Annotated in this window: 1 protein-coding gene; it reads left to right on the top strand. The window is 65.1% G+C overall.

All coding sequences use genetic code 11. The features are described from left to right. The coding region (locus A5650_RS27720; RefSeq protein ID WP_156744341.1) for a non-ribosomal peptide synthetase at nt 1-12914 on the top strand (12914 nt) is incomplete at both ends.

Raw genomic sequence — 12914 nt, 5'->3', positions numbered from 1 at the left:
CAGGTGGTGTCGCGGGCGCGCGCGGCCGGGATCGTGTGTCGGCCTCCGGACATCTTCACCGAGCAGACCGTGGCCCGCCTTGCCCGGGTCGTGGAGGTCGCAGATAGTGCTGATGGCCCTGTCGACGACGGCCTCGGGACGGTCGTGGCCACCCCGATCCTGCGTTGGCTGCAAGACGTGGATGGCCCGGTCGAGCAGTACAACCAGACGATGGTGGTGCAAGCCCCGGCCGGGGTGAGCGAGGCCGATGTGGTGGTGGTGGTGCAGGCGCTGCTGGATCGACACGCGATGTTGCGGTGCCGCGTCGATGAGGACGGTGCGGGCAGGTCGACGTTGCGTGTGCCCGAGGCGGGGTCGGTGCGGGCGTCCGATTGCCTGCAGGTGGTGGAGGTGTTGTCCGAGGCGGCGCTGGTGGGGGCGCGGTCGCGGTTGAACCCGGCCGCGGGGGTGATGCTGGCCGCGGTGTGGGCCGGCTCGACGGGGCAGTTGGCGGTGATCGTTCACCATTTGGCTGTCGATGGGGTGTCGTGGCGGATCCTGTTGGAGGATCTCAACATTGCGTGGGCCCAGCACCACGGTGGGCAGTCGATCGCACTGCCGTCGGGCGGGACGTCGTTTGCGCGGTGGTCGACGGTGTTGGCCGAGTACGCCCATGCCCGCGAGGTGGTGGCCCAGGCCGAGGCGTGGCGGCAGGTGACGTCGGTCCCGGCGCTGTTGCCGGCGGTGCAGCCGGCGGTCGATACCTTCGCCAGTGCGGGGCGGTTGTCGGTGCAGCTGGATGCCGACACGACGCGGATGCTGCTCGGTGAGGTGCCCACGGCGTTTCATGCCGGGGTGCAAGACATCTTGCTGGTCGCGTTCGGGTTGGCGTGTGCGCAGCTGTGGGGCAGCGGCGGCGCGCCGGTCGGTATCGATGTGGAGGGTCACGGCCGCCACGAGGAGATAGCCGATGGGGTGGATCTGACCCGCACGGTGGGCTGGTTCACCACCGTCTACCCGGTCGCGGTCAGTGTTGGTGAGCTGGATTGGGCGCAGGTGATCGCCGGTGGGCCCGCGTTGGGCGCGGTGGTCAAAGACGTCAAGGAGCAATTGCGCGCGCTGCCCGATTCTCTGACTTACGGGTTGTTGCGCTATCTGAACCCCGACGTCGATGTGACCGGAACCGATCCGGTGATCGGGTTCAACTATCTGGGCCGGTTGGGCGCGGGCGCCAACGAACTGTCCGAAGAGCTGTGGCGCGTCAGCCCCGACGGCCTGGCTCTGACCAGTGCCACCGCGGCGATTGCGATGCCGCTGACCCATACGGTGGAACTCAACGCCGTCACCGCCGACACCGACACCGGTCCCCGGTTGCATGCGAACTGGACCTGGGCGCCATCGGCGCTCGAACAGGCCCAGGTGGATCGGTTGAGCCGGTTGTGGTTTGAGGCATTGGCCGGGATCTGTGCGCTGGTGCGCGCCGGAGGAGGCGGACTGAGCCCCTCAGACATCGCCCCGGCCCGGCTCAGCCAACCGCAACTCGACGAACTACAACAGCAGTACACCGTCGCCGATGTGCTGCCGCTGACCCCACTACAACAGGGCCTGCTGTTCCACGCCGGCAGCGCACGAGAGCCGGACGATGACATCTACGCCTTGCAGCTGCAGATCACCATTTCCGGACCGCTTGACGCGCATCGTCTGAGGGATGCGCTACGCGAGGTGGTCGGTCGCCACCCACACCTCGAGGCGCGGTTCTGCGATCGGTTCGACCAACCGGTGCAGGTCATCGAAGCCGATCCTGAATTACCTTGGCGATACGAGGATTTGACCGCCGCCACCGAAGACGTCGATGAGCGCGTCGATGCGCTGTGTGCTAGTGAGCGTATCGCCGTCTGCGACCTGACCGACCAGCGGACGTTGCGAGCCGTGGTTCTCCGCACCGGCTCTGACCGGCACCGGTTTCTGCTGACCGTCCATCACATCGTGATGGATGGCTGGTCGCTGCCGATCCTGCTGCAGGAGATCATCGCCGGCTACTACCGTCAGCCGCTGCCCCCACCCGTTCCCTACCGGCGAATTGTCAGCTGGCTCGCCGAGCGAGACGTCGACGCCGCCCGTGCGGCCTGGGCTCAGGTGCTGGCAGGGTTCGACACCCCCACCCTGATAGCACCGCGGGACCGAGTGGGTGTGGGCGCCAGAGGCATTGTCAGCCAACGACTCTGCGAGCAGATCACGCAATCGCTGCGTGAATTGGCACGAATGCGCCAGACCACAGTCAATACGGTGCTCCAAGCCGCATGGGCGCAACTGGTGAGCTTGCTGACCGGCCAGCTGGACGTCGTGTTCGGCACAGCGGTCTCGGGTAGGCCGCCCGAGTTGACCGGTTCGGAGTCGATAGTCGGCCTGCTGATCAACACCGTGCCGGTGCGCGCCACGCTCACCGCATCCACAACCGCGTCGGAGTTGCTCGAACAGCTGCAGTCCGCCCACCACCACACCCTCGAACACCAGCACCTGGCGCTGCCGGAGATCCACCGGCTCACCGGCCACGACCAGCTGTTCGACACCCTGTTCGTCTACGAGAACTACCCCATCGACATCGATGCAATGGCCGGTGAGCACAAGTTGGCCATCACCAAGTTCGAGACTCGTGAGTACAACCACTACCCATTGACGGTGGCGGCCGCGCCCGGGCAAGAACTGAGCCTCCGCATCGAATACGACACCGAGGTTTTCGACTCTGCCGATATCGAGGTGCTTTTTGGACGCTTCGAGCGAGTGCTGAAAGCGGTCACCGCAGACGTGTCGCGGCGGTTGTCGTCGATAGATCTGCTCGACGAACGCGAACACATCCACCTCGATGGCGCAGGCAACCACGCGGTGCTGACCGCGCCGACACCCATTGTGCAGTCGATAACGACTCTGTTTGTAAGGCAGGTCATCCGCAGTCCTGAGGCGGTCGCAATCATCCACGCCGGGCGTTCGGTGACCTATCGCCAGCTAGATGAAGCGTCGAATCGATTGGCACATCTGCTAATTGGTCACGGCGTGGGTCCCGGCGAGCGCGTGGTGGTCCTGATGGAGCGCTCAGCCGAGGCCGTCATCGCGATACTGGCAGTTTTGAAGTCAGGGGCGGCCTACGTTCCGATCGACCCGGTGCACCCGGACGCCCGGATCGAATTCATACTCGCCGACGCCACGCCCGCGGCAGCGATCACCACTACGGACCAGCGCTCACGACTGGCCGGCCGATACGAATTCTTGATCCTGGACGTCGACGATCCTGCGCCCACCGGAATCGGCAGCGTTTTCCCGGCGCCGGCGCCTGACGATACCGCCTACCTGATCTACACCTCGGGGACCACGGGAACCCCCAAGGGGGTCGCGGTCGCGCACCGCAACGTCACGCGGATGCTGGATGCGTTGTGGGCTGAGGTATCGCCCGCCCAGGTGTGGTCACACTTCCATTCGCTGGCATTCGACTTCTCGGTGTGGGAGATTTTCGGGGCGCTGCTGAGCGGGGGCCGGCTGGTGGTGGTCCCCGATGAAGTGGCCCGCTCCCCCGAGGACTTTCTGGCGCTGTTGATCCAGGAGCGGGTCAGCGTTTTGAGCCAGACACCCTCCGCTTTCTACGCCCTGCAGGCCGCCGACGAGTTGGCCCCCGAATTGGCAGCTCGGCTCACGTTGCAGACGGTGATATTCGGTGGTGAGGCACTGGAACCCGCTCGCCTGCAGGCGTGGCTGAGCCGACATCCAGGCGCGCCTCGTCTGCTGAACATGTATGGGATCACCGAGACCACGGTGCATGCGTCGGTACGAGAGATTCTCGCCAACGACGTCGAAAGGGTGCTGAGCCCGATCGGGAACCCCCTCGCGCACTTGGCTTTCTACGTCCTCGACCATTGGTTGCGCCCGGCTCCCACCAGGGTGGTGGGCGAATTGTATGTGGCCGGAACAGGTGTAGCCGACGGGTATTGGCGAAGGGTCGGTTTCACGGGCTCACGGTTTGTGGCATGCCCGCTGGGCCCACCTGGAACGCGGATGTATCGCACCGGGGATCTGGTGTCCTGGGGTGCTGATGGGCAGTTGCGCTATGTGGGCAGGGCTGATGAGCAGGTCAAGATCCGCGGGTACCGCATTGAGTTGGGTGAGGTGCAGGCGGCGCTGAACGCCGTTGACGGCGTGGAGCAAGCGGTCGTGATCGCCCGCGAGGACCGCCCGGGCGACAAGCGCTTGGTCGGCTATGTCACCGGCGCCGCGGACCCGACCATCGCCCGCGAGCAGCTCGGTGAGCGGCTACCCCGCTTCATGGTGCCGACGGCGGTGGTGGTGCTGGATCATTTACCCCTGACCCCGAACGGCAAACTCGATATTCGAGCGCTTCCGGCGCCGGAACACTCAGACGTTGATCGGTACCGTGCCCCGGAAAGCACGATCGAACAGATTCTGGTCGGTATTTACGCCGAGGTGCTGGGGTTGGCGCGGGTCGGTGTCGACGAGTCGTTCTTCGAACTCGGCGGCGACAGCATCTTGTCGATGCAGGTAGCCTCGCGGGCCCGAGCAGCGGGCCTGGTATGTCGTCCGCGCGATGTGTTCGTCGAGCAGACAGTGGCCCGCCTGGCCAAGGTGGCCAGGATCGCCCCGGGGTCCGACCGCGAAAACGGTGTTACCGATGAAGGTCTCGGCCCGCTGGCTGCTACGCCAATCATGCGCTGGCTCGCGAGTGTGGACGGGCCGGTCGACGAGTTCAACCAGACGATGGTGTTTCAGGCCCCATTCGGCGTCAGTGAAGCCGATGTGGTGGTGATCTTGCAAGCGCTGCTGGACCGGCATGCAATGTTGCGGCTGCGCGCCGACAACGACGCCGGGGGATGGTCGCTATATGTGCGCGAGGTCGGGTCGGTGCAGGCGCGTGCCTGTTTGCACACCGTGGACGCGCTCGACGATCGTGTAGTGGCGGCGGCGCGGTCGCGGTTGAAGCCGGCCGCCGGGACGATGGTTGCGGCGGTCTGGGTGACCTCCACCGACCAACTCTTGTTGGTTGTCCACCATCTGGCGATCGATGGTGTGTCATGGCGAATCCTGTTGGAAGACCTCAACATTGCTTGGTCCCAACATCATGCTGGGCGGCCGATTTCGTTGCCGGTCGGCGGGACGTCGTTCACCCGGTGGTCGGCTTTGCTGGTGGAGTACGCCAGCGCCCCCGAAGTGGTGGCCAAGGCTGATGCGTGGCGGCAGGTGGCGGCGGTCCCGGTCATGCTGCCGCCGGCGCAGCCTGCGGTGGACACCCTCGACACAGCCGCGCGATTGTCGGTGCAGTTGGACATCGAAACGACTAGTAGCCTCCTCGGTGAGGTTCCGGCGGCGTTTCATGTTGGTGTTCAAGACATCCTGTTGATCGCATTCGGATTGGCCGTCAATGAGTTCCTCGGCTCTGTCGGTGTGCCGGTCACAATTGACGTCGAGGGCCACGGCCGACATGACGAACTCGGTCCCGGAACGGACTTATCGCGCACGGTCGGCTGGTTCACCACCAAGTACCCGGTGGCGTTGGGCGTCGGCGAACTGGACTGGACTCAGGTGACCACCGGAGGGTCCGGGCTGGGACCGGTCATCAAGGACTCCAAGGAAGGGTTGCGCGTCCAGCCGAACGGTCTGACGTACGGACTGCTGCGGTACCTGAACCCCGATGTCGATCTCGGCGCCCCGGATCCGGCCATCGGGTTCAACTATCTGGGCCGGTTGGGCGCAGCCGCCGGGGCGGATACCGGTGGGCGGTGGCGGATTTTGCCGGAGGGCTTAGAGCTGACGGGTGCGGCGACGGCGATATCCATGCCGTTGGCCCACACCATGGAACTCAACGCGCTGACGGTCGACACGGAAGACGGCCCGCAGTTGTATGCCAACTGGACGTGGGCACAATCGGTGCTCGATCACGGGCAGATGGACCGATTGAGTCGGTTGTGGTTCGAGGCCTTAACCGGAATCTGCGCGCATGTACGTGCCGGTGGAGGCGGATGGACCCCATCGGATTTCGCTCCCGCCCGACTGAGTCGACATGAACTCGACGGGCTGCAGCAGCGATACCGTGTGGCCGATGTGCTGCCGCTGACACCGCTGCAGCAAGGATTGCTGTTTCACGCGGGCGTCGCCCACACCGATGATGTGTATGCGGTGCAGCTGGAGATAACCATCACTGGACCGCTGGATGTACATAGCCTGCACGATGCGGTGCACGCCGTGATCTGCCGGCATCCACATCTGTTGGCCCGGTTTTGTTCAGAGTTCGACGAGCCGGTCCAGGTGATCGAGACTGATCCAGAAATACCCTGGCAATACATCGATTTGAGTCTCAGCAGCACTGATGTCGAGGAGCGTATCGAGGCGCTATGCGTGAATGAGCGTGCGGCGGTGGCGGATATCGTCGACCAGTCGATGTTTCGGGCAGCGCTGGTGCGCATCACCGAAGGACGGCACCGGTTGGTGCTGACCAATCATCACATCGTTGTGGATGGTTGGTCGATGCCGATCCTGCTGCACGAAATCATCGCCAGCTATCACGGTCATCCGATGCCGGCGCCGGGTCGCTATCGCAGTTACGTCAGCTGGCTGTACGACCGGGACATCGCCGCCGCCCGAGCGGCCTGGAGCGAGGTCTTGTACGGGTTCGACACGCCCACCGTGGTGGGTGCAATCGACCGGCTGGGTCGAGGACGGCGAGCGGCGGCGTCGCACCATCTCTCTGAAGAAGCCACCCGGAAGCTGGTTGAGCTGGCCCGGGCGCACCGCACCACACTCAACACCGTGTTGCAGGCTGCCTTCGCGCAGTTGTTGTGCTCGCTGACCGGCCAGCGAGATGTGGTGTTCGGCACCGCGGTGTCCGGGCGTCCGGCCGAACTGCCCGATGCGGAATCGATGGTCGGTCTGCTTATCAACACCGTGCCGGTGCGCGCGACCCTCACCGCGGCCACCACGGCCGCCGAGTTGCTCGAGCAACTACAGGCGGGCCACCATCGAACACTGGAGCATCAGCACCTGTCGCTCAATGAAATTCACCGTCTCACCGGTCTTGACCAACTGTTCGACGCGCTTTTCATCTTCGAGAACTATCCGATCGACACCACTGCGCTGTCCGACGATCACGATCTGACGATCACGGAGATCAGCCACCGCGAGTACAACCATTACCCGCTCACGGTGTCAGCTGCGCCGGGCCGGGAACTCAGCCTTCGCGTCGAATACGACACAGAGGTGTTCGATGCACCCAGCATCGAGGCGCTGATCGAACGCATGCTGTCGGTATTGAGCGCGATGACCGCCGACCTCTCGCGGCGGTTGTCGTCGATCGATGTGCTCGAAGATATCGAGCACGCCCGCCTGGATGACCTCGGTAACCGGGCGGCGCTGGCTCGCCCGATACAGCCGAGGTTCTCGATCCCCGCGCTCTTCGCCGCACAAGTGAAGCGCACCCCCGAAGCGGTAGCGATCAAGGCCGGGGAGCGGTCGTGGAGTTACTGCGAGGTGGACTGTGCTACAAATCGACTGGCGCACAGCCTGATTGCCCAGGGATGCGGTCCGGGCGACCGGGTGGCGTTGTTGGCGGAGCGTTCCGCTGAAGCCATCGTTGCGATCATCGGAATCCTGAAGACGGGCGCGGCCTATGTGCCGATCGATCCGGCGCATCCGGATGCGCGGATCGAGGCGATGCTCGCCGACGCGGATCCGATTGCGGCAGTGGCCACGGCGGGTCTGCTGTCACGTCTGGTTAAGCAAGATCTGCCGGTCCTCGACATAGCCGACTTGTCCGAGGGAACCGCACCCAGCACCCCCTTGCCGACGACGCCGGCCCCAGACGACGTGGCATACCTGATCTACACGTCGGGCACCACCGGAACTCCGAAAGGCGTGGCCGTAACGCACCACAATGTCACCCAGCTGATCCAGGGGCTGGATCCGGATCTAGCGGCACCACAACGGGTCTGGACACAGTGGCACTCCTACAGTTTCGATATCTCTGGCTGGGAGATCTTCTGTGCTCTGCTACGCGGGGCGCAGCTCGTTGTGGTGCCGGAGCAGGTGGCGGCGTCTCCGGAGGCGTTGCGGGCCTTGTTGATCGATGAGCAGGTCGATGTCTTGTGTCAGACCCCCTCGGCCGCGGTGATGCTGTCCCCGGAGGGGCTGGATGCCTTGACGCTTCTGGTGGGTGGGGAGGTTTGTCCGGCTGAGCTCGTGGATCGCTGGGCACGGGGCCGGGTGATGATCAATGAGTACGGCCCGACCGAGACAACGATGTGGGTGGCGTTGAGTACGCCGCTTACCGCAGATTCGAAAGTGGTGCCGATCGGTGCGCCGGTTCCGGGGGCGGCGTTCTTCGTGTTGGACAATTGGCTGCGTCGAGCACCCTTCGGTGTGGTGGGTGAGCTGTATGTGGCCGGTGCCGGTGTGGGCCTGGGGTATTGGCGTCGGCCCGGCTTGAGCGGGTCGCGATTCGTGGCGTGTTCGTACGGGCCGCCGGGTTCCCGGATGTATCGCACCGGTGACCTCGTGCGCTGGGAATCCGACGGTCAGCTGCGCTACCTCGGTCGTGCCGACCAGCAGGTCAAGATCCGCGGTTATCGCATTGAACTCGGTGAATTGGAAGCAGCGTTGGTCGGCTGTGAAGGGGTTGATCAGGCGGTGGCGGTCGCCCGTGGGGACCGCGAAGGCGCCAAACGCCTGATCGGCTACATCACTGGCACGGCGAATCCGGCCGTGGTGCGCACGACGCTGGCGCAGCGACTCCCGAGCTATATGGTTCCCAGCGCGGTGGTGGCGTTGGAGGCGTTGCCGCTTACGGTCAACGGCAAGCTCGACAAGCGGGCGTTACCGGTCCCCGAATACACCGATATCGACCGGTATCGCGCTCCACGCAATGCTGTTGAGGAGCTTCTAACCGGGATCTTTGCCCACGTGCTGGCTGTGAAACGACCGGGTGTCGATGACTCGTTCTTCGACTTGGGCGGAGACTCGCTGCTGGCGATGCGGCTCGTCGCCGCCATCAACAAGGGTCTGGATGCGGATCTCACGGTGCGCGATGTGTTCGACGCGCCCACGGTTGCGAGGTTGGCGCCACGGATCGGTACCAATGACCGCCGCCCGGGACCGCTGATGGCGGTGGAGCGCCCGACAGTGGTGCCGCTGTCGTTCGCCCAGAGCCGGTTGTGGTTCCTCGATCAGTTGCAGGGCCCCTCCGCGGTTTACAACATGGCGATTGCCCTGCGGCTCACTGGACCCCTGAACGTCGAGGCGTTAGGAGCGGCTCTGATCGATGTCGTGGGCCGCCATGAGAGCCTACGCACGCTGTTCGTCGCGCGGGATGGGATTGCCCAACAGCTGGTCGTGCCGGTCGAGCGGGGCGACTTCGGCTGGGCCATCGTGGATGCGGACGGCTGGACGGAAGCCCGTCTCCAGGAGGCCGTCGGCGAGGTAGCACGGCACCCGTTCGATCTAGCCTCTCAGATTCCGTTGCGCACCAGACTGTTTCGTGTCCATGACGATGAGTATCTATTGGTGGCGGTGGTGCACCATATCGCGGCTGATGGGTGGTCGATCACGCGGCTGGTGGCTGATCTGGGGGTGGCTTACGGTGCGCGGTGCGCGGGGCAGGCGCCGGAGTGGGCGCCGTTGCCGGTGCAGTACATCGATTACACGTTGTGGCAGCGCGCCCAGCTCGGTGATCTCGAGGATCCTCGGAGCCGGATCGGAACACAGCTCTCGTTCTGGGAGCAGACCCTGGCTGGGTTGCCCGAGCGGTTGAATCTGCCCACCGATCGGCCCTATCCGGCGGTGGCAGATCACCGCGGGGCCAGTCTGGCTGTGGAGTGGCCCGCGCCGTTGCATCAGCAGGTAGTGCGGGTGGCGCGTGAACACAATGCGACCAGCTTCATGGTGGTGCAGGCCGCGCTGGCGGTGTTGCTGGGCAAGCTCAGCGCCAGTCCTGATGTGGCAGTGGGCTTTCCGATCGCAGGACGTGATGACCCAGCGCTAGATGCACCGGTGGGGTCGTTCGTCAACACGCTGGTGTTGCGGGTCGAGCTGGACGGTGATCCTTCGGTCAGCGATGTATTGGGGCAGGTGCGCGCTCGTAGTCTGGCCGCCTTCGAGCATCAGGATGTGCCCTTTGAAGTGTTGGTGGAGCGGCTCAACCCGACCAGATCGCTGGCGCATCATCCGCTCGTGCAGGTGTCGTTGGCCTGGCAGAACTTCACGGGGCGGCATGCTGAATCAGCGGCGCGCTTAAATCTGGGCGACGACGTGCAGATCAGTCCGCTACCGGTCGATACGCGCACTGCCCGTATGGATTTAGCTATCTCACTAATCGAAAGATCAAGCGACACTGGTGAGCCCGCCGGGATCGGTGGTGCGGTGGAGTTCCGCACCGATGTGTTTGATGCGGCCAGTATCGCGGTGTTGATCGAGCGGTTAGAGCGGGTGTTGGTGGCGATGGCCGCCGACGCGGGTCGGCGGTTGTCGTCGATTGATCTGATGAGCGAGCCGGAGCGCGCGCGGTTGCAGCAATGGGGCCAACAGGCGGTGCTGGTGGAGCCGGGACCGGATCCGGTGTCGATTCCGGTGCTGTTCGCCGCCCAGGTCGAGCGCTGTGCGGATGTGGTGGCGATCACCTGTGGCGGCCGGTCGGTGACGTATCGGGAGCTTGATGAGGCCTCGAATCAGTTGGCGCATATGTTGCTTTCTCGGGGCGCGCGTCCGGGAAAATCTGTGGCGCTGCTGTTTTCGCGGTCAGCTGAGGCCATTGTGGCGATGCTGGGTGTGTTGAAGACCGGGGCGGCGTATGTGCCGATCGATCCCGAGCATCCCGAGGCGCGGATCGGTTTTGTGCTCGCCGATGCCGCGCCGATCGCAGCGGTGACCACCGCGGGGTTGAGCGCGCGCCTGGATGGGCACGACCTGGTGGTGATCGACGTCGAGGACCCGACGATTGCGGCCCAACCCGATAGCGCGTTGGCCGCGCCGGCGGCCGATGACATCGCGTATGTGATCTACACCTCGGGCACCACCGGTGTGCCCAAGGGGGTGGCCATCACCCACGGCAATGTCAGTCGGCTGTTCGGCGAATCGGCCGGTGTGGGGCCGGGGCAGGCGTGGACGCAGTGTCATCGCTATGTCTTCGACTTTTCGGTGTGGGAGATCTGGGGGGCGCTCCTGCACGGCGGGCGCCTAGTGGTGGTGCCCGAAGAGGTGGTGGCCAGTCCGCAGGATTTCCACGCCATGCTGGTCGCCGAGCGCGTCGGGGTGTTGACCCAGACCCCGTCGGCGGTGGGATTGTTGTCGCGGCAGGGGTTGGAGTCGACGGCGTTGGTGCTCGGTGGTGAGCCGTGCGCGCCAGAGTTGGTGGATCGGTGGGCGCCGGGGCGGGTGATGATCAACGCCTACGGCCCGACCGAGGCCACGGTGTATGCGGCGATGAGTGCGTCGCTGCAGGCGGGTTCGGGTGTGGCGCCGATCGGCGGGCCGGTGCCGGGGGCGGCGCTGTTCGTGCTCGATGGGCGGTTGGGTCCGGTGCCGGCGGGGGTGGTGGGCGAGTTGTATGTGGCCGGTGCCGGGGTCGGTGTCGGCTATGTGGGCCGGGCGGGGTTGACCGCGTCGCGGTTCGTGGCGTGTCCGTTCGGCGGTGCTGGGCAGCGGATGTATCGCAGCGGCGATTTGGTGGCGTGGGGCCCGGATGGGCAACTGCGCTACGTGGGCCGCGCTGATGAGCAGGTCAAGATCCGCGGATACCGCATCGAATTGGGCGAAGTGCAGGCGGTGTTGGCCGGCTGCGATGGCGTCGATCAGGCGGTGGTGATCGCCCGCGAGGACCGCCCGGGCGACAAGCGCTTGGTCGGCTATGTCACCGGGACCGCCGACCCGCTTGGAATCCGCTCGCAACTCGGTGAGCGGTTGCCGAGTTTTATGGTGCCTGCGGCGGTGGTGGTGCTCGAGGCGTTTCCGCTGACTCCGAACGGCAAGCTCGACAAGCGTGCGCTGCCGGCGCCGGACTACACCGACGATCATCGCTACCGGGCGCCCGAAAGCGCGGTCGAGGAGATCCTAACCGGTATCTACGCTCAAGTGTTGGGGGTGCAGCGGGTCGGGGTGGATGACTCGTTCTTCGATTTGGGTGGGGATTCGTTGTCGGCGATGCGGTTGGTCGCGGTGATCAACACCAGCGTGGGTGTCGATCTTGGGGTGCGTGCGGTGTTTGAGGCGCCGACGGTGGCCGGGCTCGCGCTGCGGGTCGGTGCGGGCGGGGGTGGGTTGGCACGGCTGGTGGCTGGTGAGCGTCCGGCGGTGGTGCCGTTGTCGTTTGGTCAGCATCGGTTGTGGTTCATCGATCAGTTGCAGGGGCCTTCGGCGGTTTACAACATGGCGGTGGCGTTGCGGTTGGAGGGTCCGCTGGATGTGGCGGCGTTGGGGGCGGCGTTGGGTGATGTGGTGGGCCGCCACGAGTCGTTGCGTACTTTATTCCCGGCACCTGGGGGGATTCCTCGGCAGGTGGTGGTGCCTGTGGATCGGGTGGATTTCGATTGGGGCATCGCCGACGCCGGCGGGTGGTCGGACCATCTTCTGGATGAGGCCGTCGACGCGATGGTGGGGCAGCCGTTTGATCTGGCCGCCGAAATTCCGTTGCGGGCCAGGCTTTTCTGCATCACTGATGCCGAGCATGTGTTGGTGGCGGTGGTGCATCACATCGCTGCGGATGGGGTCTCCGTCGCCCCGTTGGTGGCTGATCTGGGGACCGCGTATGCCGCCCGGTGCGCAGGCCGGGCACCGGAGTGGGCGCCGTTGCCGGTGCAGTATGTCGATTACACGTTGTGGCAGCGTGATCAGCTCGGCGATCTCGATGATCCCGACAGCCGCATCTCCGCCCAGCTGGCCTACTGGCAGGATGC

The sequence above is a fragment of the Mycobacterium sp. 1164985.4 genome, from assembly GCF_001668575.1.
Taxonomy (GTDB): Bacteria; Actinomycetota; Actinomycetes; order Mycobacteriales; family Mycobacteriaceae; genus Mycobacterium.
Note: the sequence above shows the minus strand (reverse complement) of the source record. Positions and strands in the feature narration are given on the sequence as shown.